Source organism: Halosubterraneus shenae (assembly GCF_050510935.1).
GTDB lineage: Archaea > Halobacteriota > Halobacteria > Halobacteriales > Haloferacaceae > JBDGPU01.
Window position 1 is genome coordinate 322631 of record NZ_JBNLVO010000003.1, and the last position, 26755, is coordinate 349385.

The following is a 26755-nucleotide window of genomic DNA, read 5'->3' on the forward strand; positions in this document are numbered from 1 at the left end:
TCTCGAAATCGGCTCACTAAAAGAGGTATTTCCTTCCCAAAATAGATAGTAGACAATACCTTATCTGTTTGGAAAGCGTTCTGAAACAATCCGACAGAAAGGCTGTGCTTTGATCAGAATTGATTTGGTACGAGCTATGTACTTCTATTTATCAGTAGTCGGAAACACGGTTTCTTTATTCAGAAATAGCCTGAAACAGCCGTCACAGTGACACTGCAAATTCAGTAGTCCTTCAAAAACATTCTGTGGGTATTCCCTGCTCTATCGGGCCTGGAGATAGTTTCGACTCGTCCTGTTTGTACCCGCTTTCTACTGCCCGAAGCACCACCTTTTCATCAGTATAGTAGGAGGCGTAGATCGTAGACGAGTCTGCCTCAACTTGTCCATCATCTTGGTCTACCGAATAGCCATACTGGTACTTTAGCCGTCCACTTGCCATCGCGTTCGTGGTCTCATGGGCCCATGTTTCTTGAATGAAGACGCCTGCGGAGTCAAGGTCATTCCCATGTTGGGAATATAGGTCGTTCAGACGGTATGCGCGTTCGTACCCTTTCACGTAGGTGAGTACTGCCGATTCATCCGACAGAAACTCCGGTCTCTGTGGGTAGGTATACCGGTCGTACTCTCCTGGAGGATCGGCGTTTGGTGATGGCAAATCTGGTCGGTCTACGTCGTCACAATCATATATTGGCGTCTCTGTTACGGTACGATTCTGTGTATTACTATCGCTCTTATTCTTTGTCCCCGTCGCTGGCTCGGAGTTTGCACCCATGCACCCACTCAGTAGAGCGCCGACACAGGTGCTTCCGGCAACGAGAGCATCGCGTCGTTTCATTAATTTATCGTCACGGGGCGCCGGTAAGTGCTTTCCCCGGGCGATTTAAAACTATGAGACCGGTTAGCTCTCTACTACTGTTTTGCCTCCTCCTCGTTCAGTCACTTCTACAATATCCGGAACTGGTCCGTCGATACCAACCGTGACTCGATAAGAAACGTACTGAGCTATATCCTCGCACGTGTCGCTACCGTCATGTCGTCGGGCAAGGTGAATATCTAATCTATCATTCTCCTCGTCGTAGGTAGGCTCCTGAAGATCGGCCTCGTAACAAGAATTACCGATAGGATAGATTCCGACCGCGTGGACTTCATCCTCCTCGATACTAACTTCGGGGTCGTCATCCCATTCCTGGTTTACGGCAACGCCCGTCTGGAACTCGACGGTCGAGATGGGATCTGCTCTCCCTACTTGATCACCAAGACACCCAGTTACTGCTATTGGGAGGGCGGTTGCGAAGCCAGCGAGAACCTTTCGCCGATACATGTTAGCCCCCAAACATTCGGTAGTTAAATATTTTGTTCAGACTACGCAACTGGTGAGATTATCCACGAGGTAGAGGATTTTTCAGTACTACAAGAACTACGTCGAATTCGATTGGCTAAGATGGCCGGTTTGGACAGAGACCTCAAGTTGCAAGAATAACTTCCAAGTCCTCATTTGACATATTCAATAAAATTATGAAGGATCAGGCGCCACAAGGAATTAATTAGTAACGGATGTGTATAGTTTTATGAGAGAGCTGTTGAGAGCTAGAAACGCTGTCGCAGCACTGGGAATGCTTTTACTAACGGCACCTTGGAGTCTCCCAGCACTTGCTGGAATCGTGCTTCCTCGGGGCCCCTACCTGCTCTTTCTAACGCCTATTCTCGGGATGGCTGGGATCGTCTATCTTACAGCGGTCTGTTGGCAGTACTTCGTGGTCGACTCCGGGCAGTCGCCCAACCGCGCAGTTCAATTTACAATTGTCATTTTCCTTGCCATCAGCGCGGCAGTTGCGGTAAGTTGGGCTGGGGAACCGACTGTAGCTTTCGGACTCGAATTCTGGTCGTTGTTGCTCCCAATCCCGGTTCTCTTTATGTGGCTTTTTGCAGGAACAGCTCTTGCTAACGACAATGTCCAACAAGGTGCGTTGCTTCTCGGAATTCCGTCGGCCTTTGGTGTTCTAAGTGTCGGATTAGAAGGATCGTTCGGGCTGTTTATGATCTTTCTCTATATGTTTTTATACGGAGTACTCGGTCTTCCAGTCTTACTGCTTGGCTTCGCGAGAACACCTCATCTGTGAACCGGGTACCGAAAAGAGAGGTGCCTTCCGGACCAATATATCAATATCCGTTTAGTCAACGCAGGACTGGAATTGCCTCTGGGGTTGGATTACAGGCGGTAATTCACAACACTACTTTCGGTTATTATATTGCTTGACACCCTCTGTGATTACCATCGGAAATGTGACTTCCAAAATAATGGATTCCGAAATCGGAAAGAGACTGTTCGAGGATTCAAGCAACCACTGTGAATATACTTATTTCGTCTTCTTTTACGTAGACTCTCAGACCGTGGTTGTCGTCGACGGTATCTCCCGACCAATCGTGTTCCGTCTGCCTCGTGTAGCCCGATCCGGCCTCGACTCCTATAGTTATGTGCCCCGGTTCATCGAAAAGTGAAATATCGGCTCGAATGAACGAGGCAGACTCTGGGAGTTCCTTCGTCAGCACCAACTTTGGATCTTTTCCTTCGGGGACGAAAGTCACTCTGATCGTGATCTCAGCGGCGAGTTCGTTGCTTATTTTCAAATCGCGCGACGAATTATCTCGCCTCTTCGTTGAATCCGTCCTTGTCGATTTTTTTGTGGGCGGGTCTGTTTGGTTGGTTTCCTCCCTAGATGCACAACCAGCGAGACCAGCAACAGCAGTAGTAACACCGAGGAGGAATCGGCGGCGGTGCATGACTGGCGACTCTCTCGACTCAGGTAAGTACTTTCCTGAGCTGACTAATTCATCGGAGCCAATTCGCTGAAATATGTTAAGAGTAGAAGCTACCAAATATGAATTAATTACCGTTTGATCGCCAAATAGCACTTATAGAGTGGAATACACATCCAATCGTGCATAGGCGTCGACTGCTCTCCATCGTCGCTGGAAATTCCGTCCTCATCGACTGTTCAGGACGAGACACATCTTCAGAGACCGACGCCGCTGGAATCACTCCAGCAACGAAAGAGACAGACACCGAAGAAAATCAGTTCTCGGGGCTCGAAAGAATTTTTCCGGGTAGAACCCCACAAAGATTTTACCGGTATTGAATAATATTCTGACAATGATGCAACCTGAACGCCGGCGTGTATTGGCAGCTTTGGCTGGAATAACTACACTGGGAGGGTGTTCAACTAGTTCGGAATCTAACCCAACGAGTCCGAAACCGAACTCTACCGAAATAGAAACGACAACGCAGACGAGGCACCAGACAAAAACTGATACCCCGACACCCGAGGAAAAGAAAAAACATCTCTCCGATTCCGATCTGGAATTTCTCGTCACTGTTGTTCGTCAGCCAAGTGAGAATTCACCGGGGCGCATTCGCGCGGCGCTTACTAACCACATGAATGTCTCGCTCGAAGTCACTGGGGGCGACCCACTTCCAGTGGGAAAAAATATTCTTGATGCCGATAGAATAGACGCGTCGTCCCCTTTGATGTTGTTTCCTCAGCAGTCAGATACGAAAAACGAGTATATGAGTGCGGATTCTGGGGATCCGTTATCTATTGAGGATGCAATCTATGGAGACTGCTGGGCTATGCCTGACAATATACTTCAGACAGCTGCCGGAATGGGCCTGATTCTCTCGCCTAATGCTAGTGTGGTTGCAGATTATTTCCCACTGGCCCATCCCGGGGCTGATTGTCCAAAAGGAACCTACAGGGTGTACGGCGAGATAGCCATTGAGTCAGAAAATCGGTCTCAGGAAATTGTTGAAACAGAAATGGAAGTGGCCGTTGGAAAAGAAGATCTTCTTTCCGTTGATGGAACACTGTCGCTTCCAGAATCTTGAGACAAATTACGTATTCGTATCTGGAGAAGCGCACCGTAACGCCCGCAATTTGTCTATACTATCCATTTGGAATACTCTGTCTCACCCTGTGGATTGAATTGTAGAGTCACATTCCCGACAATTTATGTCCCCAAATACTCAGAAGTAGCCGTTGCAGGAAGCATGTGTACTGTTCAATCTCCCCTCTGTACTGACCGATTCGGGAGAACCGGTTTCGTTATCTACACTGAATATAGAAATCGGATTTCCCAGCTACTGTTACTGTAAACAGCGGGCCCCGAGCAGTGTGCAGATCTCGAAAGGAGCAGGATCCGGGACCGGACAGCCGGATCAGTCGCCGCCGCGCACGACGTGACCGTATTTAAACAGACCCACGAAGACGACGCCGCCGATCGCGTTGCCGATCGTCGCCAGCGACAGGAATATCCCGTAGTCGACCCAGGTGATCGTCGGTGACAGGAACACGCCGAACAGCACTTCGACGTTGCCGGCGATCGAGTGCGGCAGGTGGAGGAGCCCGATCGAGGCGGTGACGATCAGGATGACGACGATCCGGTTGACCGTCCCCTGCGCCGCCGTGAGGAGCCAGGCGAGCAGCCCCATCAGCCAGCCGGCGAGGATCCCGGCGACGAGGAGCCAGCCGGGGTCGTGGTCGACGAGCTTGTGGGCGATCTCGATGAACGCCTCCGGGGCGGCGACGCCGAGGTTCGGCATGAGCGTCACGACGAACAGCGTGAACAGCGCGCCGCCGACGATGTTGCTGACGAACACCAGCCCCCACAGGCGCGCCAGCTCGGCGACGGACGCTCGCCGGTCGAGGACCGGCATCACGGCGATCGTCGTGTGCTCCGTGAACAGCTCCGACCGACCGAGGATGACGAAGATGAACCCGACGGAGTAAGCGCTCGCCAGCATGATCTCCGTGCCGAGGTCGCCGTAGCCGCCGGCGGACAGCGTGAGTAGCACTGCCATCAGCAAGGGGCCGAAGCCGATGTCGAGGCCGGCGGACAGCCCGGCGAGGAAGACGCCCTTCGGGTCGCGCTTGATCTCGTGTTTCCCGGACTGGATCAGCGTCTCCAGCATCTCCGAGGTCGACGTATGGTCGACCGTCTGCCGGGTGTCGCTGCCTGAGTTGCTCACTATACGATCCGTAGGCGGCCTGGCCTCATGAAAGTAGCCAAACGGACGCCGGAACCGCCGGGAAGGCGACCGCCCTCCGGGAGCTCCCGGCCCCCGTTCGGTGCCGGTCAGCGACGACCGCCAGCGAGCTCGTTCGCCTCCGGGCGGAGCCGGAGCCGCAGCATCGAGATCGTTCCCACCAGCGGCCCGATCGCGAGCGGGACGAACGCCCACCGCCACCCGACCACATCCGCGACGAGGGGGATCAGCTGGATGGAGATGGTCGTCAGCAGGAACCCGATAGCCGTCTGCAACGTGAGCGCCGTCCCGACGTACGACTCCTCCGACAGCTCGGCGACGGCCGCGGAGAACTGGGCGGAGTCCGCGACGACCGCGAAGCCCCAGACCAGCAGGAACGGGACGAGCACGGCCAGCGACGAGCCGAAGACGACCCCCGCGGCGAGACAGGAGAGGCCGCTGACGACCATGCTCGCGCTGGTGATGTTCACCCGACCGAGTCGGTCCGCCGCCGATCCGGCGACCACGGCACCGCCGCCGCCGACCGCGATGGTGCCGAACGCGAGCAGCGAGGCGGTCGACGAGGGGTCGCCACCGCCGCCGTTCGCCGCGAGGCTCGCGAGGAGGTACGCCGGGATCCACGTCCAGACGGCGTACAGCTCCCACATGTGGCCGAAGTAGCCGCCGTTGGCCAGCATCGTCCCCCGGTCACGGAGGATCCGACCGATCGCGCTCGGGTCGAACGGCGCGGCCGGGGCCTGGTGCGGTCCCGGCTCGATCAGCAGCGCGAGCAGCCCACCCACCGTCGCCAGCGCGGCCGCGCCGTACAGCACGAAGCGGGGTTGCCCGACGCCGCCGACGGCCCGGATCAGGTGCGGCAGCGCCGACCCGACGGTGAGCGCGCCCACGAGCACGCCGATCGCGTACCCCCGGGCCTCCTCGAACCAGCCGGCCAGGATCTTCATCCCCGGCGGATACACGCCCGCGAGGACGATCCCGGTCAGGAACCGGAGCACGATAGCCGGCGTCGGCGAGTCGACTAAAGCCGCGATAACCGCGGTGAACGCCGCACCGGCTAGCGCCGACCCGGCGAAGAGGTAGCGAGGCGGGAGGGCGTCCGAGAGCGTAAGGACGGACGAGACGAACGCGCCGACGACGAACCCGAGCTGGACGGCGATGGTCAGCCAGGCGGTCTCGGTCGCCGTCATCCCCCACTCGGTGGCCAGCTCGGGGGCGGCCGCGGTCGCGCTGAACCAGAGCGACATCGCCAGCAGCTCCGCCACGGCAACTAAAAGCAGGGCGCGGCGCTTCCGGAACTGCGAGGGCTGGTCGCGCATCGAACATGTGTCGATCCCGGGCGGCACTGAAAAAGACCGCGCCGCCGAGCCCGCCTAGTCCGTGTCGGGGGCGACGTCGTCGGGGGTCGCCTCCGCCGCCAGTCCGGCCCTGTACGCCCCGCGCGCCTGCCAGGCGAACGCCGTGGTCGCGAAGGCGATGAAGCCCGCCGCGAGCAGGAAGCCGGCCTCGGTGGTGACGAAGTCCATCGTCGTGCCGACGAGCACCGGCCCGGCGATCTGGCCCACCTTCCAGGAGATCGAGCGCAGCGACATCGCGGAGGCGACGGAGTCGTACTCCTCGCCCTCCTCGACGAACAGGGCCATGCTCGCCGGGAGCCGGAGCGAGTCGGCAATGCCGAGCATCGAGTATGCGCCGAAGAGGGCGAAGAAGGCCCCGCCGAGCGTCTGCGTGTCGCCGAAGTACGTGACCGTCACCGGGTCCAGCGTCCCCTCGGCGGTCGCCGCGAGCGGGATCGCCGCCGTACCGACGCCGTAGAGGAACGCGCCGAGGGTGACGAAGTGGTGTTTGCTCCCGTATCGGTCAGTGAGGTCGCCGACGAACCCCTGCGTGAGCGACTTGGTCAGCTTCCCGCCGGCCATGATCCAGCCGATCGCGAACGCCGAGATGCCGAACGAGGTGCGCGCGTAGATGGGGAGAAAGATGATGACCGCCATTTTCCCCACGCTGAACGTGAGCCGGAAGGTGGCCAGCGCTCGCAACATCGGCAGCCCGAGCAGCGACCGGAACGTCTCCATGCCGCCGGCCTCCTCGGCGTCCTTCTGTCCGCCCGGGTTGTCGCGGAGGAACGAGAGGACGAGCAGAAACGTGGCGATCGTGACCACCGTCAGCACCACGTAGGTTTCGGTGAAGCCGTAGGCGTACAGCAGATAGCCCCCGATGACGTCGCCCGAGAGCGAGGAGAAGGAGGCGAACTGGTTGTAGGAGCCGAGCCAGCGGCCGCGTTCCCCCTCCGGACTGATCTCGCCGATGATCGTCGCGCCCGTGATCCACAGGACGCTCGCCCCGAGCCCCTGCACCATCCGGATCAGGACGATGTGGATGGCGTTCTCGACGAGCATGAACCCGAGGAAAACGACGACGTTGATGGCGAACCCGGCGAGCAGGTACCGCTTCGCGTTCCCGGTGTCGACTTTCCGCCCGAGCGGGAGGACGATGAGCAGCTGGACGAGGGCGAACCCGGTCCCGAACAGCCCCTCGACGAACCCGGTGGTGCCGAACAGGTCGGCGTACAGCGCCAGCGCGATCAGGATGGTCGAGAACGCCTGACTGCGGGCGAAGGCGGTCCCGGCCAGCGCCGCGAACTCCTTGTTGCGCAGGAGCCCGATCGAGTTCCCGAATCGTGTCACGGTAGCGGGTGAATCGACTGGTGGCTATTTAAAAAGACTCTCGATGCGATCGCGACTGTGGAGGGGTTCACACGTTACACCTTGCTAGCACCGGGGGAAGGGGTAACTCGATCGGATCCGGTGGATCGTTCCGGTTCGTTTCGCCTGAAACCGAGCGGGTTGGCCGCCGCCCCCTCCGACATCCGGGGTCTCGACGGCGCTCGGGGCCGCGCGGCGGCGAACGGGAAGACGCGCGGCGAGCGGGAAGACGCGCAGCGGCGAGAGGTGCCGGATGACGGCGAGCGCGAAGCCGCCCGACGGCGAGCGGTGCCGTTTCGCCGGCTACAGCTCGATCCGCTCGACCAGCGTGTCGCCGCCGTTGCCCTTGGTGTTGACGGCGACGATACGGATGTTGTCCTCCAGCATCGAGTCCCGGAGCTTCGCCTTCAGGAGGTTGTCGACCTGGTAGACGCCCGCGGCGTTGTTCATCTCGATCTCGACGCAGACGACGCTGTCGTCGCCCGAGCGCAGCGTCACCTGCTCGATCGCCTGCGAGGAGATGGTGTTGATACCGCGGCCGCCCTTCTCGTAGGGGATCCGCGACCGCCCGCGCTCCATGTCGAGCCCGTCGGCGATCCGGATGACCCCCGCTTCGCGGGTGAGCGGTTGCTCCTCGGTGTGGTGACAGAGGATCGCGTGTAACACCTCGGCCTTGACCCGGACCATCGCCTCCGTCTCGTAGAACTGCGGCAGGAAGCGGTCGAGCAGGTCCGCCGCGAGCGGGATCGAGTAGTAGGAGTGGTCGTCGCGGTGGACGACGTGGCCGATGTCGTGGATCGTCGCCGCGAGCGCGACGATCACCGCCTCGTCGGCCTCTTCGAGCCCCTGCTGGCTGGCGCCGTTGAACTCCACGCCGCCGCGTTTCAGCAGGTCGTAGAGCCGGAGCGCCCGGTTCCGGACGATCTCGATGTGTTTCGCGCCGTGGTCGTTGTATCCCATCCGCTGGACGGCGTTGACGTTTTGCGCCCGCAGGTACGTCTGGATCTCGGGGTCGTCCAGGAGGACCGACAGCACGTCGTTCACCTTCTCGTCCGGGAATGCATGGTCGGCGTCGGGGTCGTACTCCCGACGCTCGACGCCGTCGTCGTCGTCGAGGTCCGTCGTATCGCTCATGTCCCGACTCGACGCTCGCTGGAGTTAAAAGGGATGGCGTGATGCCTGGAGAGTTCGAGCCGTCGGGGCGGTTGTGCTTATAAATGAGGGCGTCTAGCGTCGCCGGCGACACCATTCAGAACACCCAGAAAGCCTAGTTGATGAGTGTTCTTGCTTATAAATAAAGTGGAGCGTCGCCGTCAGCGACGCCACTCAGCATGTCTTGAAAGCCCCAGCCGCTGAGCGGTCGCGCTGCTCGCTGCGCTCCTCACCCGGCTCGCTCCCTCACTTCGTTCGGTCGCTCGCCGGGATTGCGGTGCTAGCTTCGCAGGGCGTCCCGCTCAGCGGCTGCCCCTTTCAGTCCCACCCCGGAGTGGTTGCCGGGCGTCGCGACCGGCGGCTCTTCGGCGGTCGTCGCTCGCCGGCTGGCCGTCGTGCGGTGCGTGGCGGTCGGCGCGCGCGAGCAACGCGTGCGAGGGAGGGCGGGGCGCGCCGCGGTGGTGTCCTCGTGAGCGGAGCGAACGAGGGGCCGGAAGTCGCAGCCCGGCAGCCCGCTACCGCAGGCAGCTCGGACCGTCTTCCGAGGCGGTGCCGGCGCGCCCCGGCCGAGGCTGGGGAGGGCTGAGGCTTGCGGCAGCTGTGCGGTCGCGTTGCGGGCGCCGTTGCCGTCGCGGTTGCGGTCCTGGCGGACTGAAAGGGCGACGGCCGCTCGCGCCGGAGGGGAGTCGCTGAGACAGGCACTATCTGCGCGGGCGGTGCGGAGAGCGCAGATATCCTGCTTCGCGAGAAATCGAAGATTTCTCGGAGCCCGAAAATCTTCGATTTTCGGGACAGCGACCGCGAGCGGCCGAGGGCTTTCTGGGTGTTCGCGGTGCTGGCAAGCGCAGCAGCGTCTGCACCTGTGGATCCAGTTTATAAGCAAGAGCGGCCGAGGGCTTTCTGGACGTTTGCGGTGCTGTCGAGAGCAACAGCACCTGTGCAACGATATACAGCTTATAAGCAAGAAAGAACTCTCCAAAGGCATACGTCGCGGTCGAACGCGACAGCAACCCAGGCGACAGATCCGAACCGACCCAACCGGATGCGCTTATAAACCACGACACACTACGGGAAGGCGTGCGAAACGTAACGGATCGGACGCGGAATCCCTTCGGAATGACGCCGCCCTGTAGCGCGTACGTTCCCGGATTCGGCGACGCGAACGCGGATTTCCACGTCGTCGGGGACCACCCGGGCGTCCACGGCGGCCTCGACGACGCAGTCCCGTTCGCCGGCGAGCCGTGGTCGGCGGCCTTCTTCGACGCGCTCGTTCGCGGCGGGCTGCTCCGAGACGCGACGACGGGTGACCACCTTGCCGCCGACGAGGCACACGAGGCGGACGACGACGCCGCGGACAGTGCGGACGCCGTGGACGCCTTGGACGCCGCGGAGGCCGCGGACGGCGACCAGGCACTCGCGAGCGACGGCGACGGTCTGACCGACCGGACCGGCGAGTATCCGGTGACCGTCGACCGCACCTTCCTCTCGTACCTCCACATGTGCCTGCCGGAAGGCGAACCGTCCGCGGACGACTACGCGGACATGGACCGCTTCTTCGACGCGGAGCTCCGCGCCATCGCGGCCCACGTCCTCCTGCCCGTGGGCGAACGGGCAACCGAGCACGTCCTCGAACAGTACACGGCTCGCGCCCGCGACACCGAGGTCGACATGGAGACGCTCCACGGCCAGGAGATCCGGGGCTCGGGCTGGCTCGTCGTTCCAATCCGCGACCCGAGCGAGTGGGAGGCCGGCGACGCCGACCGACTCGTCGAGTCGCTACAGGAACTCCAGCGGACCGACTACCACCGCGAGGCTGACCTCGGACGGTTCCTTCCTGGCGACGAGCCGTATCTGGTCCGGTAGCTTTTATAACGCGTTTCCAGCGACGCGCATCGTTCGATCCGATCCCTCAGCCGCGCAGGTAGCGCCCGACGTCGACGAGGAACCAGAGCGCGGCGAGCAACGGGACGACGACGAGCGCGACCAGGTCCGCGGCGAGCGGCGCCGCGACCGCGGTCCGCGCGCCGACCCAGACGAGCGGGACCACGACGCCCGCGCCGTAGAGGTACGCGGTCCCCTGCCCGAACCTGACGACCGAGACCGTCACCGTCAGCGGCAGCGCCACCAGCCCGACCGGCACGAGCAGCGCCGGGATCACCTTGCCGGCCGTCGCCGCCTCGATCGCCGCGAGCGTGATGGCTACCGGGTCCGCCAGCGGCGACGGCGCGGTGAGTGCCCCGACCGGGTTCGCCTGCAGGGCCGCGATCGCCGCCGACGCGCCGTCGCTGGCGACGGTCGCGAACGCGCCGAGCCCCGCGAGGTAGCACAACAGCGCGACGATGGCCGCGATCCAGCCACGACGGAGTCCGACCCGGCGCGGACTGGGTGACGGGGAGGTCGTCCGGCCGGTCGACTGCCGGGTTCCGGTCCGGGTCGACGTGGACGCCCTGCCGGCCCCCGTCGAACCTGTGGAGGCTGTCGATCCGCTTCCGGTCCCGGTACGGGACGCCCTCGACGACGCGGAACCCGACGTGGAGCCCGACGCCGACGTCGATCTGGTGCTCGACGAGCGGTTCGACGAGGTATTCGTCGAGGTGCTCGTCGAGCTGTTCGACGACGCGCCCGCCGAGGATCCGCTGGACGCGCCGGCGCCGGATCCGGGACTCGACGTTCCAGAGGCGCTCCCGGTGGCTCCCGAACGAGTCCGGTTGGTCGCGGTCCCGGTGCCGCCGGTTCCCCGGCCGTACTCGGGCGAATCACCGTCGGAATCCGAGCCCGAGCCGGTGCCGGTAGTCTCATCGGCTCCGCTCCCGTTCTCGTCGCTCGAATCGGCCTCCTCGTTCTGGCCCGGGCGGGTCATCGTCGGGAGCCCGTCGAGGTGCTGGGCGACGTAGTCGCGGTGGCCGAGGCGGTCGTATCTGGCGCGCTCCTTCGAGCTGGTCAGCACGTCGCGCGCCTTGTTCAGCGTCGCGAACTGGTCAGTGGCCCGCGGGTCGTCGTTGACGTCCGGATGGTAGCGCGTCGCCTTGTCGCGGTAGGCGCGCTTGATCTCGTCCTCGGAGGCGTCCTCGTCGACCTCCAGCAGGTCGTAGAAGTCCGCGGGCATTCCCGCGTCGCTTGCCGCTCGGGACGTTAATAGGTACCGCCATCCAACGGCGGGCCGACCGGGAGCCCGACGAAACGTGGTCCCCGCCGGCAACGATTCAGACGTCGCCGGCGACGAGCGCGTCGACGTACTGCCCGACGTGGTCGTCCATCCGGCGTTTGAATCCCGCCTGCCTGGCGAGCCGGTCGAGCTCGCGGGAGACGTAGGTGCCGTACTGGACGGCCTTCTTGTCGGCGGTCCGGACCGACTCCGGGACGTCGCCCGCGGCCGCTCGGCGGAGGGCGATCTTCCGCTCCCCGGGCGTGGCGAGCAGGCCCTCCGGAAGGCGCAGCGCGGCGTCGACGACGACGTCGGCCAGCAGCGGCGTCACGGGCTCGACGCCCGCCGCCCGGAGCGCGAGCACGTCGCGTTCGAGCTGGTCGGGGAGCGTTCGGACCGTCTCCGTGCGCGCACCCCGGACCGTCTCGGCCGCGACCCGGTCGTCGTCCTCGGGCTCGACGACCTTGCTGTAGCCGCCGAACAGCTCGTCGGCGCCCTGCCCGAGCGCCAGCCGGTCGTACCCGTCGGCAGCGACGGCCTCGGCGGTCAGGTAGAGCGGCAGGGCGATATTGAGGTCCATCGGATTGCGGCGGCCGGTCGCGGCGACGAGTTCCGGGACGGCACGCCGGAGGTCCTCGTGGGTAATCTCGACGACGCGCAGGTCCCGGTCCATCTCGGCCGCGGCGTCGCGGGCGGCGGCCACGTCGTGACACCCCTCGAAGCCAGCGACGTAACAGGGGGCGTCGGGCACGCCACCGGCGACGAGCGCGGAATCGACGCCGCCGGAGAAGGCGACCGCGAGCCCGTCGGCGTCGGCGTTGGCGCCGACGGCGGTCGTCGCCTCCGTCAGCGCCGACTCGACCGCGTCCATCGCATCGGTCGGCTCAGCGGCGGGCGGATCCGGTAGCGCCAGCGCTTGCCGGCCACCGGTCCGAGTCAGGACTGCCCCCGCCGGGACTGACCGCGGGTCGTCGAGGTCGGTCGGGTCGAAGCTCCACGCTCCGTTCCCGTTCTCGTACTCGTCCTCACCCTCGTCATCGTCGGTCGCGGACTCCGGGGCCGCGAGCGACTCGGCCTGGTCGGCCTCGACGAACAGCGGCTCGCGGCCGAGAACGTCCCTGACCAGGGCCGGCCCGTCCGCGGTCGGCGGGTTCCGCAGGAGTCCCGCGAACCCGTCGCTTCCGGAGAGCGGCGTCGCGGTAGCCAGCGCCTCGCGGACGGCGTCGGGCGACGCACCGCGGAGCCGGGTCATCGAAGCTCCCGGAGCTTCCGGATGACGCGGCGCTTCGCGCCGCCGGCCGCCTGGCGGAAGGAGACGTGCCAGGGCGTGCGGCGGCCGAGGACGCTCGTCTCGCCGGCGGCGATGGCGTCGAGGATGGCCTCCGCGGACCGCTCCGTGGCGTCGACTTCGGTGACCGCCTGCCCGACCATCTCGGAGACGTGGGCGTCGCTGCCGGCGGTCATCGGCACGTCGTGAGCGACCGCGAAGCGCTCGGCCTGGCGGTTCGAGCGCCCCGTCAGCAGGCGGGAGTTGTACACCTCGATGGCGTCCGCGCTGGCGAGTTCCGCATCGGAGATGTGCGCGGCGACGCCGTGGCGCGACTTCTGGAAGGGATGGGGAACGACGGCGATCCCGCCCTGTTCGTGGATGCGGTCGAGGGTTTCCGTGTACGGGAGCCCGGAGGGGACGAGCTCGTCGATGCCGAACGCGAGCACGTGGCCGGCGGCGCTCGTCACCTCCATACCGACGATGCCGACGAGGCCGTAGTCGGCGGCCTTCTCCGCGGCCTCGCGGCTCGCGTCGATCTCGTCGTGGTCGGTGACGGCGATGGCGTCGAGGTCGACCGCTTCAGCCTGCGCTAACAGCATGTCGACCGGGTCGCGGCCGTCGTGCGAGAGCTCGGAATGGGTATGCAGCTCGACCGATAGCACGGGCGTCGCTATGGCAGGTTAGTTCAAAAGCGGTGCGGTCCGGGGGCTGTTTTCGCGCCGGGTCGAGAACGATTCGGCTTTCGTTCCGGAGTCCGAGCCGCTGTAGGGACTCCAACGACCTTTTTAAAATCTTGGCGTCGGCGTCGCCGGTATCATTATGCACCGTCCGCGTGCGGCTTGCGTATGGGCGATTCCTCGGAACGCGCACTGGCTCGCGACGACGTCACCTTCGAGTCCGCGTTCGCGTACGCGTTGAGCCCCGACATGCGGCGTCTCGTCATCGTGTTCCTGTTCGGCTGGCTGCTGTCCTCACTCGGTCTGGCGCTGTTCCTCCAGCCCTGGGTCCTGGTCGGTCACGGGGGGACGCTGCCACAAACGATAGCGATGATCGTCGGCCTCGTTGTGACCGTCGCCGGCGCTGCCCTTCTGTTCGGCGGACTCATCGGCGCGCTGTTCAAGACGATCGTCGACGCGAACACCCTGGCCGCGCACGCGGACGAGTAAATCTGGACACCCCGTAGCAGTCTCGATCCCGAACACCCCGTAGCAGTCTCGATCCCGAACACCCCGTAGCAGTCTCGACCCCCTTGTAGCGGCGACGGAGGACGTCGCGTTCGGCGGTTTCGAAAAACGATCCACGGACGTGGGTATGGAAAAGCATTAGAGTGGCCGAAGTAACCATACAAGTGAATGAGCCTGCCCGAATCGGATCGCGAGCTCGTGACCGCGGAGCTCGACCGGGAGCCGACGGCGGCGGAGGCGGCGCTGTTCGAAAATCTCTGGAGCGAACACTGCGCGTACCGCTCCTCCCGCCCGCTGCTCGGCGCCTTCGAGAGCGAGGGCGACCAGGTCGTCGTCGGTCCCGGCGACGACGCGGCTGTCCTCGCCCTCCCCGAGCCCGACGCCGCCGACCAGCCCCCGAGCGAACGCGACGCCGACGACTACGGCGATACCTACGTCACGTTCGGCGTCGAGAGCCACAACCACCCCTCCTACGTCGACCCGTTCGACGGCGCCGCGACGGGCGTCGGCGGCATCGTCCGCGACACGCTGTCGATGGGCGCATACCCCATCGCGCTGCTCGACTCGCTGTACTTCGGCGACTTCGACCGCGAGCACTCCCGCTACCTCTTCGAGGGCGTCGTCGAGGGCATCTCCCATTACGGCAACTGTATCGGCGTCCCCACCGTCGGCGGCAGCGTCGCCTTCCACGCCGGCTACGAGGGGAACCCACTCGTCAACGTCGCCTGCGTCGGCCTGACGGACGAGGACCGACTGGTCACGGCGACCGCGAAGGAGCCGGGCAACAAGCTCGTCCTCGTCGGCAACGCGACCGGGCGCGACGGCCTCGGCGGCGCCTCCTTCGCCTCCGAGGACCTCGCGGAGGACGCGGAGACCGAGGACCGGCCCGCGGTCCAGGTCGGCGACCCCTACTCGGAGAAGCTCCTCATCGAGTGTAGCGAGGCGCTCGTCGACGAGGACCTCGTGCTCGCGGCGCGGGACCTCGGCGCGGCCGGGCTCGGGGGCGCCTCCTCCGAACTCGTCGCCAAAGGCGACCTCGGCGCGGACATCGAGCTGGAGCGCGTCCATCAGCGCGAGCCGAACATGAAGGCGCTGGAGATCCTCCTCGCGGAGTCTCAGGAGCGGATGGTGTACGAGGTCGCGCCGGAGAACGTCGACCGCGTCGCCGAACTTGCGGGCCGGTTCGACCTCGGCTGTTCGGTCATCGGCGAGGTAACTGCGGGCAACTACACCTGCACGTTCGAGGGCGAGACGGTCGTCGACGTCGACGCCGAGTACCTCGCGGAGGGCGCGCCGATGAACGACCTCGCGAGCGAGGAACCGACCCAGCCCGAACGCGACCTGCCCGACGTCGACCTCGCGGACGCGTTCGAGGCGGTCGTCTCGAGCCCCTCCACCGCGAGCAAGCGCTGGGTCTACCGCCAGTACGACCACGAGGTCGGGGCGCGGACCGCCCGCAAGCCAGGCGACGACGCCGCCATCATGGCCATCAGGGAAGCGGGCGCGACGCCCGCCGAGAGCGACGACCCCGACGCGGGCGTCGGCCTCGCGCTCTCGTCCGGCGCCGTCCCGAACTGGACCGAGGCTGCACCCTACGACGGCGCTCGCGCGGTCGCGCTGGAGAACGCGACGAACCTCGCGGCCAAGGGCGCGGTACCGCTCGCCGCGGTCGACTGTCTCAACGGCGGGAACCCCGAGAAGCCCGACGTTTACGGCGGCTTCAAGGGCATCGTCGACGGCCTCGCGGAGATGTGCGCCGACCTCGATACGCCGGTCGTCGGCGGCAACGTCTCGCTGTACAACGACTCCGAGGCCGGCCCCATCGCGCCGACGCCGACGCTCGCGCTCATCGGCACGAAACGCGGCTACGACGCGCCGCCCGCGGCGCTCGCCGGCGACGCCGTCGACGACGCGGAACTGCTCCTCGTCGGCGCCGGCGGGGACGCGCTCGGCGGCTCGGAGTACCTCGCCCAGGTCGGCGGCGAGGACGCGTTCCCCGCCCTCCCCGACGAGCCGGGCTCGCTCGTGTCGACGCTCGCCGAGATCGCTCGCCACGACGCGACGCTCGCGACGCACGACGTCAGCGACGGCGGCCTCGCCGTCGCGCTCGCGGAACTGATCACCGAGGAAGCCGGCGCCGACGTCGAGCTTCCGGACCGCGTCGCGGCGTTCGACGAGACGCCCGGCCGGCTCCTCGTCCAGACGACCGATTCGGAAGCGGTGGCCGACCTCGCGGGCGACGTGCCCGTGCTCCGCCTCGGCGACCTGACGACCGACGGCACGCTCGACCTCACGGTCGGCGGCGACTCCGTGTCGGTCTCGGCAGATACGGTGCGGGAGCTACGCGACGTCATCGAGCGCGAGCTCGCCTGAGCCGTACCGCCAGTTGGCGTGGCTACGCCCCGCCGTCAATTCTCGTGGCTGAGCCACATCGGTTGAGGGAATCGAAAAATGAGGGGAACGAGCGTGCGAGTTCGGAAATTTCCGCCCGCGTCGCAGTGGTACCCACGCAAGTCCGGCGGTTCTGCCTAACTTCGGAGTTTTGCACCGATCCGTCGTCGCTCGGACCGATGCGTAGTGATCTTGTGAGTGAATGCCAAAAGATCTAATGGCCAGCAGTGCCGGCTGGATTTCGGCTCGCGTCCGCCGGGCCCAGCTGCTGGGTTCGGACCCACCCTTGCCGGCGACGGTCGCCGACGACCATCCGGCGTGTTCGAGCGTCGATGTTCGCGGACGACGCCGAGTAGCTCGGCGTTCGTCCTTCAGTCCGCGAGGGCTTCGGGTTCGGCGAACTCGACCGTGGTCCCCTCGTAGCGGCAGTCCTCGAGCGCATGTTTGGCGGCGATGCCCGCGTCGTGGGCGTTCGCACCGTGGCCGACGCCGACCTTGAGGTCGACACCCGCCTCCTCGTGCACGTGGTCGATAGCGCCCTGGTAGTCGGCTTCGGTCAGGTCCGGGCAGACCGAGATGATGTTGTCGCCGCCGACGAAGAAGGAGAGGGCGCCGTGTTCCTCGCGCATGTAGCGCATGAGGGAGGCGTATCCCTGCTCGATCTGGATGAAGGAATCGAACTCGTTGAGCTGGTCCGTGTACTTGCCCGTCGCGTCGTTCACGTCGAAGTGCGCGATGGCGAGGTCGTCGGCCGTGGTTTCGGCGAGGTACTCGCCCGCGAGCACCTCCGTCCGCGACTGGTCCTGGGCGCTGCCGGCCTCCTGGACGCGCTCCGTCGCCGCTTCGAGCGCCTGGATCGGCGACTCGGCGACGTTGACGCCGAGGCTGATCGTCACCGGGTAGCGGTTCCGGATCGACTCCTGGAGCTTGGCGTGCGCGTCGCGGTCGAGCCCGTTCGTCACCGCGACCATGTTGTCGAACCGGGTGAAGAAGACGTACGCATCGCGAGAGCCGACGAACTGCGCGAGGTCGGCGAACAGCCGCGACTGGAGCGTCTGTAGATCCATCTCTCGTCGGGGCTCCGGCGTCACCGTCCAGGGACCGTAGTTGTCGATCTGGACGAGTGTCAACTGGGTGGTCGTCACTGTGCCAGCGCTTGGACCTGGGGTCGTTTTACCCTTCCGTTATCCCCTCCTTGTGACGGATCACGCATCTGGAAAACATTGCCGGCGTCCGGGATCGGCACGGTAAACGGTTCGGGAGGAATGCTACCAGCTACCAAAGGCTTATTATCGAACGTCGAAACGTTACCCATATGGATGGGTTCGACTTTCCCTATGTCTGGCGCAGTAGCCCGGAACGTGAGGAGGCCGGCGACTTCGCGACCGACGAGGAAGACGAGGTCGTCGTGGTAGAAGGGCGCGTTACGCGCCCCGAAAGCCACGGGTAGCGCCGCCTGGAATCCGTCGAACGCTTTCCCGAAGCGAGAGCGGTTGACAACGGGGGAAGGGTGGCTGGCTGGGTGGCTGTCTGCCTGTCTTACTGTCTTACTTTTAAACCCCCGAGCTGCAGCCGTTCGATCGAGAACGAAAAAATCGGTGGCCGATGGCCGCGGCGGTGTCGCCGTTAGAACGCGCCGCCGTGGACGGAGACGTCCGCTTCGAGTTCGTCGCGCAGCGCGTCGTGGACGTGACAGATGCCCTCCGCGCGCCCGACGATCTCGTCGAAAGTTTCGTCGTCGAGGTCGGCCTCGACGTGGAGGTCGAAGTCGATCGACGCGAGGTCGTCGTCGTCGTCGAGTTCGGCCGAGGCGTCGATCTGGAGCTTGCCGAGGTCTTCCTCACCGCGCTGCTGGGCGCCGACGCGGAACGCCGGGATGAAACAGGAGGCGTAGGTGGCCACCAGCGCCGCGTTCGGGTTCGGCCCGGTTTCGTCGGTGGCGTCGATCTGGAGGTCGAAGTCGCCGACCTGGCTCGTACACGCGTACCCTTCCTCGCTAACGGTGGTGGTTTCGATGTCGGACATGACGACTGGATGCTTGGTCGCCGACCGCCTAAAGGTTGCTATGCGTCGCAGTAGCACGAGAAAAAGTCGGTGTCGACGGGGCGGGTCGACAGAGTGGGTCGACGGGTGACAGGGGACGGCCAAACGACCGACGACGCGCGGTCAAATGACTGACGACGCGCGGTCCACAGACCGACGCGGCGGGGTCGAACGGCCTACAGCCTGAACGTCTCGTCGCCGTCGAGGACGACGGGCTCGGCGACGGCGGCGCTGGCCCTGACCTCGCGCTGGAAGTCCTCCGTCTCGATTTCGATCGGCGGGAACGTGTCGTAGTGCATCGGCAGCACCGTCTCCACGTCGAGCCAGTCGGCGGCGACGGCGGCCTGTGCCGGCCCCATCGTGAAGTGGTCGCCGACCGGGAGCGCGGCGACGTCGGGTTCGAGGTACGCGCCGATGACCTCGCGCATCTCCACCATCAGGCTCGTGTCGCCGGCGTGGTAGAACGTCTTCGTCTCGACGTCGAGCTCGTGGGTCGGTCGCCCGTCGGAGATGACGTAGCCGGCCGGCATCCCGGCGGAGGTGCCGTAGCCGGTTTCGATGCCGTTCGAGTGGTCCGCGCGGACCATCGTCACGAAGGCGTCGCCGACCTCGACAGTGCCGCCGAGGTTCATCCCCATGCCGCCGACGGCGTCCTCGTAGTCGTAGTTGTCCTGCATGTAGCCGACCAGCTCGGGCGTCGCGATCAGCGTCGCGTCCTCGTAATGGTTCGCGTCGCTGATGTGGTCCGCGTGCCCGTGGGTCAGCAGGACGTAGTCGGGATCGAGCTCCTCGGGATCGGTGTCCGTTTTCGGGTTGTCGAAGAAGGGATCGATCAGGAGTTCGGTGTCGCCGACCGTCACGTGCCACGTCGAGTGGCCATGCCAGGTGAGTTCCATGAGTCGATTGGTAGTTTACGGCGAATCCTTATAAAAGTCGACTCCGGGTTGGCGTGGTTTTCCCGGTGAGATTGCCGCGTGAACTGAAGGTGGTAGTCGACTCACCTGACCACGGCCGCGAGCGTTCTTTCTTATAAATGGGATGGGGGTCTTCATTGTGGACGCACTCAGTACACCCGGAAAGCCCAGTCGATGACTGGTTGTGCTTATAAACAAACGTCGACGAAGCAGGCGACACCACTCTGCATCCCCAGAAAGCCCCAGCCGCTGACCGGTCGCGCTTATAAACAAACTTCTCTGTCGTCGCCGGCGACACCACTCAGCATGCCCAGAAAGCCCCAGCCGCTGACCGGTCGCGCTGCTCGCTGCGCTCCTCACCAGCTCACTTGCTCCCTTCGGTCGCTCGTTCGCTGGCTGCGGTGCCTGAGGCGAAGCCTCAGACTAGCGAGAGCTTCGCTCTCGCGTCGCTTGCGTCGCAGGGCGTCCCGCTCAGCGGCTGCCCCTTTCAGTCCCGCCCAGGAGTGGTGGCCGGACCTCGCATGTGCCGGTTGGGTGGCCGTCGACGCTCTCCGGCTTCCCGGCGTGCGGGGCGGAGCGGTCGGCGCGCGCGAGCAACGCGTGCGAGGGAGGCCGGTGGCGCGCCGAGGCGGTGCTGTTTCGGCGCGCCTCCGGCCGAGGCTGGGGAGGGCTGAGGTATTGCGGTTGCTGTGCTGTCGCGGTTGCGGAGCTGTTGCGGTCCTGGCGGACTGAAAGGGCGCGGCCGGTCGCGCCGCAGGGGAGTCGCTGAGACGGGCCCTATCCGCGGCGGGCGGTGCGGAGAGCCGCGGATATCCCGCTCAGCGACCGCGAGCGGCCGAGGGCTTTCATGCTGTTCTGGTTGAGTGTAGCAGCGTCTGCACCGGTCCTTCCAGTTTATAAGCGCGAGCGGCAGCAGCGTCTGCACCCGTTCTTTCGATTTATAACCGAGAGCGGCCGAAGGCTTTCCCGGTGTTTGCGGTGCTGTCGAGAGCAAGCCCGTATCACCTGCTCAACCCCGTTTATAAAGTGCGGCCGAGGTCTTCCCCGACGTTTGCTGAGCTTACAGTAGCCAGTCCCCCTGGTTCCGGGCATCCATCACCAGAAATTGCACTTCGCAAACCACAGTCGAGTACTCCCCGGAACCGGACGTCGACCGTGTCGCCGCAAGCCGATCCCTTTTGCCGGATGGCGTAGACGGGTACGTATGCACACCGCGCGATTCCGCGACCCGGCCGGATCGGTCCGTGAAGGAACCTACGACACCGACACCGAGACCGTCGCCTTCGGCGGCGAGGAGTACGCACTCGACGAGGTCGACGTTCTCCCGCCCGCGGACCCGACGAAGATCGTCTGCGTCGGGCTGAACTACGCCGACCACGCCGCGGAGCAGGACTCGGAGATCCCCGACCGCCCGCTCCTCTTCTTAAAACCGCCGAACGCGCTCTCGAGCCACGGCGACACCGTCGCGCTCCCCGCGGGGAAAGACCGCGTCGAGTGGGAGGCCGAGCTCGCGGTCGTCATCGGCGAGCAGTGCCGCAACGTCGACGCCGACGACGCGATGGACGTCGTCGCCGGCTTCACCTGCATGAACGACATCTCGAACCGCGACGACCAGCGCGTCGAGCAGAACTGGGTTCGCGGGAAGGCGTTCGACAACGCCGCCCCGCTCGGGCCCGTGCTGGCGACGCCTGAGGAGGTCCCCGCCGACGCGTCCGTCGAACTCCGGGTCAACGGGGAGACGAAGCAGGCCTCCTCCCGCGAGGAGTTCATCTTCGCCGTGCCGGAGCTCATCGAGGAGATCACGACCTACCAGACGCTCGAGGAAGGCGACGTGATCTCGACCGGCACGCCCGCCGGCGTCGGCCCGCTCTCCGACGGCGACACGGTCGAGGTCGAGATCGAGGGCGTTGGCGTGCTCGAACACGACGTCGTCGACCCCGACGAACACTGAGGGCTACCTCTTTCTGCGCGACTGCCCGTCGCCACCGGCCGAACCACATCGGGCACCCTTAAGGGCGCTCCCCTGCCACGTACGACCATGCAACCACGGGATCTCTCGACTCACTCGGAGTACGTTCCCGGCCGCGGCGTCGAGGAGGTCGCTCGCGACCTCGGCCTCGACCCCGACGAAGTCATCAAGCTCTCGTCGAACGAGAACCCTCACGGCGCCAGCCCGCAGGCCGTCCAGGCCATCCGGGACAACGCCGAGAAGATCAGCGTCTACCCGAAGGCCTCCCACACGGACCTGACCGAGCGACTCGCCGCGCAGTGGGGCGTCGCCGACGAGCAGGTGTGGCTCTCCCCGGGCGCCGACGGCTCGATCGACTACCTCTCCCGGGCAATGCTCGAACCGGACGACGACGTCCTCGCGCCGGAGCCCGGCTTCGCCTACTACGGGATGAGCGCGCGCTACCACCACGGCGACGTGAACAACTACGCGCTCTCGAAGGCGGACGACTTCGCGCAGACCGCCGAGACCGTCCTCGAGTCCTACGGCGGCGAGCGCATCGTCTACGTCACCTCCCCGCACAACCCGACCGGCTCCGCGATGCCGGTCGATGAGGTCCGGAAGCTCGCGGCGGCGACGGCCGAGGAGACGCTCGTCGTCGTCGACGAGGCGTACGGCGAGTTCGCCGAGGTCGACAGCGCCGTGTCGCTGGTCGAGGAGCGCGACGACGTCGCCGTCCTCCGTACGTTCTCGAAGGCGTACGGGCTGGCCGGGCTCCGCGTCGGCTACTGTCTCGTGCCCGAGGACTGGGCCGACGCGTACGCACGTATCAACACCCCCTTCGCCGCGAGCGAACTGGCCTGCCGCGCGGCCCACGCCGCCCTCGACGACGACGACCACGTCGCAACGAGCGTCGAGACGGCCAGGTGGGCGCGCGAGTATATCCGCGAGGAGCTCGACGCGCCGACGTTCGCCTCCGAGGGGAACTTCGTGCTCGCCGAGGTCGGCGACGCGGAAGCGTTCAGCGAGGCGGCCCAGCAGGAGGGCGTCATCATCCGCGACTGCTCCTCGTTCGGGCTGCCGGCCTGCGTCCGCATCTCGACCGGCACGCGCGAGGGGACGAAAGCAGCCGTCGACACGCTCAACGACGTCCTCGCAGCCCTCGAACTCGGGGTGCACGCGCAATGAAGCTCGCCGTCACTGGCACGCCCGGCACGGGCAAGACCAGCGCGACGGAGCACCTCGAGGACGAGTACGACGTCATCCACCTCAACGAGCGCATCAAGGACGACGAGTCGCTCTGGATCGAGCAGGACGAGGCGCGCGGCGGCTCGCTCGTCGCCGACCTCGACGCCCTCGCCGCGGAGCTGGGCGACTGGTCCGGCATCCTCGAGTCCCACCTTGCGCACTACTTCGACGCCGACGACGTGGTCGTGCTGCGCTGTACGCCCGAGCAGATCGAGACGCGCCTGCTCGAGCGCGGGGAGAGCGAGGCGACGGCCCGGGAGAACGCCGAGTCCGAGGCGCTCGACGTCGTCCTCACCGAAGCAGTGGAGGAGCACGGCGAGGACCACGTCTACGAGATCGACACGTCGGAGCTAACGCCGGAGGAAGTCGCCGCCGAGATCGAGCGCGTCGTCGCGGGCGACCGCGAGCCGAGCGCCGGCGAGGTCGACTTCATGGAGTACCTATGACGGGGCCGGGGGAGCGAACGCGACCGGACCGCACGGGGGGCGACCGATGACCCTCGACCAGCTCCGCCCGCTCGCGGACCGCCTGCTCGGGCCCTGGGTGACGGCCGCCGACCGGATCGGGCTGACCCCGGACCAGGTAAGCGTCATCGCGTTCGGCGCGGCCGTCGCCGCGGGAATCGCGTTCGCGGTCGCGACCCCCGTCGCCTACGCGCTCGGCGCGTTTCTCGTGTTCATGAACGGCTGGCTCGACATCGTCGACGGCGCGCTCGCGCGGAAGCAGCTCGTCGCCAGCGAGGGCGGCGACCTGCTCGACCACGTGCTCGACCGCTACGCCGACATCCTCATCATTGCCGGCCTCGCGGCGGGCGTCGACGCCTACGCGCTCGGCCTCGCCGCGGTCACGGGGGTGCTGATGACCTCCTACCTCGGGACCCAGATCCAGGCGGTCGGGCTCGGCCGGGAGTACGGCGGCCTCCTCGGGCGCGCGGACCGCCTCGCGCTCGCGGGCGTGACCGGCGTCGTCGCCGCGATCCACCCGGATCCCTTCGTCGCCGACCTCGGGGTCGTCGGCCTCCTGCTCGTCCTGTTCACCGTCGTCGGGCACCTCACCGCGTTCCAGCGGTTCTGGGGCGCCTGGCAGGACCTGTAGGGCCGCGTTCCCGCCGATTTTGTGGAGGATCCGACCCAATGGGCAGTTTGATCAGTCCTCGGCAGAGTTCCAGCCAAGAACCACGCGGAACCGGGGGTTCAAAAGGCTCCATCAACTATCGGTCGGTATGGCGACATTCGAACTCAAACTGTCCGACGACGTCTACTCGGAATTCCAGCAGCTCGCGGAGCAGGAGTTCGTCTCCGAGGAGCAGGCGGCCGAGGAGCTCATCTCGTCGGGGATCGAGGCGTATAACGTCACGATCGTCGACGACGACCGCGAGACGGATATGGTGACCGGCGCGGAAAACAACCTCTTCGATACGGCCGAGGACCCCGGCAGCATCGAAGACGACCGCCTCTAGGCCGACCCATTGCTGCTTGCGCGACGGTGCATACCGAGTAGCGACTGCTATTTTCGTACCGTTGCGGCCTGGGCTACGTATAGGCAGGTGGACTGCCGAGTTGACCGACGGGTGCGACACCACTCGGCACGCCCAGAAAGCCCCAGCCGCTGAGCGCTCGCGCTGCTCGCTGCGCTCCTCACCCGGCTCGCTCACTGCGTTCGTTCGCCGGGTTCCGGTGCTTACGTCGCAGGGCATCCCGCTCAGCGGCTGCCCCTTTCAGTCCCACCCGGGAGTGGTGGCCGGGTGTCGTTCGCGGCGGCCACCGGGCCAGCGTCGTGCGCCGGGCAGCCGGAGCGCGTTGCAGCTGCGGTTGCGGTGATGTCGCTGTCTCGGTCGCGGTAGCGGTGCAGTCCTGGCGGACTGAAAGGGCGACGGCCGCTCTCGTGAGCGAAGCGAACGAGACCATGGAAGACGCAGCCCGGACCTGTCCGTCGGGCGGTGCGGAGAGACGCAACGGAAGCCCGGACCGTCTTCCAGTGGTCGCGGTGTAACGGAGCGACCGCGAGCGGCCGAGGGCTTTCTGGGTGTTTGCGGTGCCGTCGAGCGCAGCAGCGTCTGCATCTATTAAACCGGTATATAAGCAAGAGCGGCCGAGGACTTTCAAGAAGTCTGCGTTGCCATCCAGCACGACAGCATCTACACCTTGGCAATCAGCTTCAAACGAAGATTGATCCAGTACAGCAGCCACTCCACCGAAATACACACTAACCCGATACCAAACCCCGAATTCGAGCACGTACTCGAATGCTCCTCAATATTCGTCCAACATCGCCTACCCTTTTTACGTGGAGACGGACTATCCGTATCTATGAGCGGGAAGCCGTCGGTCGACGAGTACATGACGCGGGACGTCGCCACCGTCACGCCCGACGATACGGTTGCGGAGGTTTCGAAGCGGATCGTAGAGAGCGAGGGCCACAACGGCTTCCCGGTAACGGAGGGGAGACAGGTTCACGGGTTCGTCTCGGCGCGGGACCTGCTGCTCGCGGACGACGACGCACTGATCTTCACCGTGATGAGCGACGACCCGGTCGTCGCCCATCCCGAGATGAACGTCACCGACGCCGCGCGCGTCATCCTCCGCTCGGGGATCCAGAAACTGCCCGTCGTCGACGACGCCGGCAACCTGGTCGGGATCATCTCGAACACGGACGTCATCCGGTCGCAGATCGAGCGCGCGACGCCGGAGAAGGTCGGGAAGCTGATGCGCACGCTCCAGCAGATCCACAGCGTCGACCTCGACCAGGAGCGCCGGGAGGTCGAGCTCGACGAGCTCACGCCGACGCAGGCGAAGGTGTACGCCGACGAGCTCGAAGGGCGGCGCTACGAGCTGGAACACGGACTCGCGGAACCGCTCGTCGTCATCGACAACGGCGGCGAGCTCTACCTCGCGGACGGCCACCATCGCGTGATGGCGGCCAACAAGACGGGCCTCGAGGAGATGGACGCCTACGTCATCGTCCTCGACGAGCCGGTCGAGCTCGGCATGGCGACGACGGCCGAGAACGAGGGGCTCGACTCGCTCGAGGACGTCGAGATCGTCGACTACGCCCGCCATCCGCTCGTCGAGCGGACGAAGCGGTTCCAGTGATCGAGGGCCCGCCCGAAACCGTAGCCGAACGCGGTATCGCTACTTCTCGAGGTCGTACTCGGCCTGCCACTTCTCCACGAGCGCGTCCGCGTCCGGCTCCTCCGAGAACGATTGCCGTTCGTACCGTCGTTCGTCTTCGGCCTGCTCCATCACGTCGAGACGGACGACGAACCCGCCGTCGCCGCGCTCGCGTTTACGGATCGTCGCGTAGTCGTCGCTGCGCTCCCACTCGGTGACGTGCTCGGAATCGCGCTCCAGCGTCCAGCTCATACCCGACAGTCGCGGCCAGTCCGGTAAAAAGGCCGGATTCCGGGGCCGACTCGTCCCGCGCCGCTCCTGTGCCGCTCCCGCGCTGTTGTTCAGGACCGGCGCGGTGCAGTCCCCTGCCGGCAGAACGGACAGACGGCGTAGCCCAGGTCGTCGTACGGCACCTGGGTCGACGCCGCGGTCACGTCGCAGTTCTGGCATTCGAAGGTTCCCACACCATCCGATGACATAGGTGAATTGACAACAGCAACGCACATAATGAGATCGGCCAACAGTCTTGGGAGCGACGGTAACGACCGTCAACGGGTCGATCACTCCGTCTGCGATCGTGGGGTCGCCGTCCCGGAAGTTTATAACC

General features: G+C 65.1%; 27 protein-coding genes. 12 read left to right on the forward strand and 15 right to left on the reverse strand.

Annotation, left to right across the window (positions count from 1 at the left end; genetic code table 11):
* Positions 1-232: 232 nt before the first annotated feature.
* Entirely contained in the window at positions 233-835 is a 603-nt protein-coding gene (locus ACQE3M_RS07960; RefSeq protein ID WP_430505060.1) for a hypothetical protein, read from the reverse strand.
* Between the two features lie 63 nt (positions 836-898).
* Positions 899-1321 carry a hypothetical protein gene (locus ACQE3M_RS07965; protein WP_430505061.1) on the reverse strand — a complete coding sequence of 141 codons (423 nt, stop codon included), beginning with the start codon at positions 1319-1321 and terminating at the stop codon, positions 899-901.
* Between the two features lie 247 nt (positions 1322-1568).
* Here ACQE3M_RS07965 and ACQE3M_RS07970 point away from each other — a divergent pair, with 247 nt between their 5' ends.
* Positions 1569-2120 carry a hypothetical protein gene (locus tag ACQE3M_RS07970; protein WP_430505062.1) on the forward strand — a complete coding sequence of 184 codons (552 nt, stop codon included), beginning with the start codon at positions 1569-1571 and terminating at the stop codon, positions 2118-2120.
* A gap of 214 nt (positions 2121-2334) precedes the next feature.
* On the opposite strand, the gene ACQE3M_RS07975 is transcribed toward ACQE3M_RS07970, so the two are convergent.
* On the reverse strand, positions 2335-2781 hold the full coding sequence (locus ACQE3M_RS07975) for a twin-arginine translocation signal domain-containing protein (protein WP_430505063.1): 447 nt from the start codon (positions 2779-2781) through the stop codon (positions 2335-2337).
* A gap of 370 nt (positions 2782-3151) precedes the next feature.
* On the opposite strand from ACQE3M_RS07975, the gene ACQE3M_RS07980 reads away from it, so the two are divergent.
* On the forward strand, positions 3152-3883 hold the full coding sequence (locus ACQE3M_RS07980; protein ID WP_430505064.1) for a hypothetical protein: 732 nt from the start codon (positions 3152-3154) through the stop codon (positions 3881-3883).
* Positions 3884-4213: 330 nt separating this feature from the next.
* Here ACQE3M_RS07980 and ACQE3M_RS07985 read toward each other — a convergent pair whose 3' ends face one another.
* The 4 genes from ACQE3M_RS07985 to ACQE3M_RS08000 form a co-directional block, all read right to left on the reverse strand.
* Positions 4214-4966, reverse strand: a complete 753-nt coding sequence (locus ACQE3M_RS07985; protein WP_430505279.1) for a formate/nitrite transporter family protein — start codon at positions 4964-4966, stop codon at positions 4214-4216.
* A gap of 164 nt (positions 4967-5130) precedes the next feature.
* Entirely contained in the window at positions 5131-6357 is a 1227-nt protein-coding gene (locus ACQE3M_RS07990) for an MFS transporter (protein ID WP_430505065.1), read from the reverse strand.
* Positions 6358-6411: 54 nt separating this feature from the next.
* The gene (locus ACQE3M_RS07995) at positions 6412-7725 is read right to left on the reverse strand and encodes an MFS transporter (protein ID WP_430505066.1); all 1314 of its coding nucleotides are present in this window, start codon (positions 7723-7725) and stop codon (positions 6412-6414) included.
* Between the two features lie 321 nt (positions 7726-8046).
* On the reverse strand, positions 8047-8877 hold the full coding sequence (locus ACQE3M_RS08000; protein ID WP_430505067.1) for an HD domain-containing protein: 831 nt from the start codon (positions 8875-8877) through the stop codon (positions 8047-8049).
* Positions 8878-9972: 1095 nt separating this feature from the next.
* Between ACQE3M_RS08000 and ACQE3M_RS08005 the strand changes: the two genes are divergently transcribed.
* A complete protein-coding gene (locus tag ACQE3M_RS08005; protein WP_430505068.1) occupies positions 9973-10758 on the forward strand; it encodes a uracil-DNA glycosylase family protein in 786 nt (261 codons plus the stop codon).
* Positions 10759-10804: 46 nt separating this feature from the next.
* Here ACQE3M_RS08005 and ACQE3M_RS08010 read toward each other — a convergent pair whose 3' ends face one another.
* From ACQE3M_RS08010 to ACQE3M_RS08020, 3 genes are all read right to left on the reverse strand, one after another.
* Positions 10805-12001 carry a DnaJ domain-containing protein gene (locus tag ACQE3M_RS08010; protein ID WP_430505069.1) on the reverse strand — a complete coding sequence of 399 codons (1197 nt, stop codon included), beginning with the start codon at positions 11999-12001 and terminating at the stop codon, positions 10805-10807.
* Between the two features lie 97 nt (positions 12002-12098).
* Positions 12099-13292, reverse strand: coding sequence for an asparagine synthase C-terminal domain-containing protein (locus ACQE3M_RS08015; RefSeq protein WP_430505070.1), 1194 nt, complete (start codon positions 13290-13292; stop codon positions 12099-12101).
* Positions 13289-13972, reverse strand: a complete 684-nt coding sequence (locus ACQE3M_RS08020; RefSeq protein WP_430505071.1) for a PHP domain-containing protein — start codon at positions 13970-13972, stop codon at positions 13289-13291. The genes ACQE3M_RS08015 and ACQE3M_RS08020 overlap by 4 nt, the downstream gene beginning before the upstream one ends.
* 183 nt (positions 13973-14155) lie before the next feature.
* Here ACQE3M_RS08020 and ACQE3M_RS08025 point away from each other — a divergent pair, with 183 nt between their 5' ends.
* Together ACQE3M_RS08025 and purL are read left to right on the forward strand one after the other, a co-directional pair.
* Positions 14156-14476 (forward strand): hypothetical protein, encoded by a 321-nt coding sequence (locus ACQE3M_RS08025; protein WP_430505072.1) that lies wholly within the window; start codon positions 14156-14158, stop codon positions 14474-14476.
* A 186-nt stretch (positions 14477-14662) separates the two neighbouring features.
* Positions 14663-16867 (forward strand): phosphoribosylformylglycinamidine synthase subunit PurL, encoded by a 2205-nt coding sequence (gene purL, locus ACQE3M_RS08030; protein WP_430505073.1) that lies wholly within the window; start codon positions 14663-14665, stop codon positions 16865-16867.
* Positions 16868-17256: 389 nt separating this feature from the next.
* Here purL and ACQE3M_RS08035 read toward each other — a convergent pair whose 3' ends face one another.
* Complete coding sequence (locus ACQE3M_RS08035) at positions 17257-18030, reverse strand: GTP cyclohydrolase III (RefSeq protein ID WP_430505074.1); 774 nt, start codon at positions 18028-18030, stop codon at positions 17257-17259.
* A gap of 170 nt (positions 18031-18200) precedes the next feature.
* Here ACQE3M_RS08035 and ACQE3M_RS08040 point away from each other — a divergent pair, with 170 nt between their 5' ends.
* Complete coding sequence (locus ACQE3M_RS08040) at positions 18201-18335, forward strand: hypothetical protein (RefSeq protein ID WP_430505075.1); 135 nt, start codon at positions 18201-18203, stop codon at positions 18333-18335.
* A 176-nt stretch (positions 18336-18511) separates the two neighbouring features.
* Here the strand turns inward: ACQE3M_RS08040 and ACQE3M_RS08045 are convergent, their stop codons facing one another.
* Complete coding sequence (locus ACQE3M_RS08045; protein ID WP_430505076.1) at positions 18512-18910, reverse strand: OsmC family protein; 399 nt, start codon at positions 18908-18910, stop codon at positions 18512-18514.
* A gap of 194 nt (positions 18911-19104) precedes the next feature.
* The gene (locus ACQE3M_RS08050; RefSeq protein ID WP_430505077.1) at positions 19105-19824 is read right to left on the reverse strand and encodes a metal-dependent hydrolase; all 720 of its coding nucleotides are present in this window, start codon (positions 19822-19824) and stop codon (positions 19105-19107) included.
* 1222 nt (positions 19825-21046) lie between these two features.
* On the opposite strand from ACQE3M_RS08050, the gene ACQE3M_RS08055 reads away from it, so the two are divergent.
* From ACQE3M_RS08055 to ACQE3M_RS08080, 6 genes are all read left to right on the forward strand, one after another.
* Positions 21047-21793, forward strand: coding sequence for a fumarylacetoacetate hydrolase family protein (locus tag ACQE3M_RS08055; RefSeq protein ID WP_430505078.1), 747 nt, complete (start codon positions 21047-21049; stop codon positions 21791-21793).
* 87 nt (positions 21794-21880) lie between these two features.
* Complete coding sequence (gene hisC, locus ACQE3M_RS08060; RefSeq protein ID WP_430505079.1) at positions 21881-22978, forward strand: histidinol-phosphate transaminase; 1098 nt, start codon at positions 21881-21883, stop codon at positions 22976-22978.
* Complete coding sequence (locus ACQE3M_RS08065; protein ID WP_430505080.1) at positions 22975-23484, forward strand: adenylate kinase family protein; 510 nt, start codon at positions 22975-22977, stop codon at positions 23482-23484. The genes hisC and ACQE3M_RS08065 overlap by 4 nt, the downstream gene beginning before the upstream one ends.
* A 46-nt stretch (positions 23485-23530) precedes the next feature.
* Positions 23531-24133 (forward strand): CDP-alcohol phosphatidyltransferase family protein, encoded by a 603-nt coding sequence (locus ACQE3M_RS08070; RefSeq protein WP_430505081.1) that lies wholly within the window; start codon positions 23531-23533, stop codon positions 24131-24133.
* Between the two features lie 127 nt (positions 24134-24260).
* On the forward strand, positions 24261-24497 hold the full coding sequence (locus ACQE3M_RS08075; RefSeq protein WP_430505082.1) for a DUF7120 family protein: 237 nt from the start codon (positions 24261-24263) through the stop codon (positions 24495-24497).
* Positions 24498-25347: 850 nt separating this feature from the next.
* Positions 25348-26130: a CBS pair associated ParBc domain-containing protein gene (locus ACQE3M_RS08080; protein WP_430505083.1), complete on the forward strand. Its 783-nt coding sequence runs from the start codon at positions 25348-25350 to the stop codon at positions 26128-26130.
* A 39-nt stretch (positions 26131-26169) separates the two neighbouring features.
* Here ACQE3M_RS08080 and ACQE3M_RS08085 read toward each other — a convergent pair whose 3' ends face one another.
* Positions 26170-26400 carry a DUF7543 family protein gene (locus tag ACQE3M_RS08085; protein ID WP_430505084.1) on the reverse strand — a complete coding sequence of 77 codons (231 nt, stop codon included), beginning with the start codon at positions 26398-26400 and terminating at the stop codon, positions 26170-26172.
* 89 nt (positions 26401-26489) lie between these two features.
* Positions 26490-26627: a hypothetical protein gene (locus ACQE3M_RS08090; RefSeq protein WP_430505085.1), complete on the reverse strand. Its 138-nt coding sequence runs from the start codon at positions 26625-26627 to the stop codon at positions 26490-26492.
* Positions 26628-26755: the final 128 nt, after the last annotated feature.

Coding starts and splice junctions, on each gene's coding strand:
- ACQE3M_RS07960 (WP_430505060.1), bottom strand. CDS start 835: ATGAAACGACGCGATGCTCTCGTTGCCGGAAGCACCTGTGTCGGCGCT.
- ACQE3M_RS07965 (WP_430505061.1), bottom strand. CDS start 1,321: ATGTATCGGCGAAAGGTTCTCGCTGGCTTCGCAACCGCCCTCCCAATA.
- ACQE3M_RS07970 (WP_430505062.1), top strand. CDS start 1,569: ATGAGAGAGCTGTTGAGAGCTAGAAACGCTGTCGCAGCACTGGGAATG.
- ACQE3M_RS07975 (WP_430505063.1), bottom strand. CDS start 2,781: ATGCACCGCCGCCGATTCCTCCTCGGTGTTACTACTGCTGTTGCTGGT.
- ACQE3M_RS07980 (WP_430505064.1), top strand. CDS start 3,152: ATGATGCAACCTGAACGCCGGCGTGTATTGGCAGCTTTGGCTGGAATA.
- ACQE3M_RS07985 (WP_430505279.1), bottom strand. CDS start 4,966: ATGCTGGAGACGCTGATCCAGTCCGGGAAACACGAGATCAAGCGCGAC.
- ACQE3M_RS07990 (WP_430505065.1), bottom strand. CDS start 6,357: ATGCGCGACCAGCCCTCGCAGTTCCGGAAGCGCCGCGCCCTGCTTTTA.
- ACQE3M_RS08000 (WP_430505067.1), bottom strand. CDS start 8,877: ATGAGCGATACGACGGACCTCGACGACGACGACGGCGTCGAGCGTCGG.
- ACQE3M_RS08010 (WP_430505069.1), bottom strand. CDS start 12,001: ATGCCCGCGGACTTCTACGACCTGCTGGAGGTCGACGAGGACGCCTCC.
- ACQE3M_RS08015 (WP_430505070.1), bottom strand. CDS start 13,292: ATGACCCGGCTCCGCGGTGCGTCGCCCGACGCCGTCCGCGAGGCGCTG.
- ACQE3M_RS08025 (WP_430505072.1), top strand. CDS start 14,156: ATGGGCGATTCCTCGGAACGCGCACTGGCTCGCGACGACGTCACCTTC.
- purL (WP_430505073.1), top strand. CDS start 14,663: ATGAGCCTGCCCGAATCGGATCGCGAGCTCGTGACCGCGGAGCTCGAC.
- ACQE3M_RS08040 (WP_430505075.1), top strand. CDS start 18,201: ATGGATGGGTTCGACTTTCCCTATGTCTGGCGCAGTAGCCCGGAACGT.
- ACQE3M_RS08045 (WP_430505076.1), bottom strand. CDS start 18,910: ATGTCCGACATCGAAACCACCACCGTTAGCGAGGAAGGGTACGCGTGT.
- ACQE3M_RS08050 (WP_430505077.1), bottom strand. CDS start 19,824: ATGGAACTCACCTGGCATGGCCACTCGACGTGGCACGTGACGGTCGGC.
- ACQE3M_RS08055 (WP_430505078.1), top strand. CDS start 21,047: ATGCACACCGCGCGATTCCGCGACCCGGCCGGATCGGTCCGTGAAGGA.
- hisC (WP_430505079.1), top strand. CDS start 21,881: ATGCAACCACGGGATCTCTCGACTCACTCGGAGTACGTTCCCGGCCGC.
- ACQE3M_RS08065 (WP_430505080.1), top strand. CDS start 22,975: ATGAAGCTCGCCGTCACTGGCACGCCCGGCACGGGCAAGACCAGCGCG.
- ACQE3M_RS08070 (WP_430505081.1), top strand. CDS start 23,531: ATGACCCTCGACCAGCTCCGCCCGCTCGCGGACCGCCTGCTCGGGCCC.
- ACQE3M_RS08075 (WP_430505082.1), top strand. CDS start 24,261: ATGGCGACATTCGAACTCAAACTGTCCGACGACGTCTACTCGGAATTC.
- ACQE3M_RS08080 (WP_430505083.1), top strand. CDS start 25,348: ATGAGCGGGAAGCCGTCGGTCGACGAGTACATGACGCGGGACGTCGCC.
- ACQE3M_RS08085 (WP_430505084.1), bottom strand. CDS start 26,400: ATGAGCTGGACGCTGGAGCGCGATTCCGAGCACGTCACCGAGTGGGAG.
- ACQE3M_RS08090 (WP_430505085.1), bottom strand. CDS start 26,627: ATGTCATCGGATGGTGTGGGAACCTTCGAATGCCAGAACTGCGACGTG.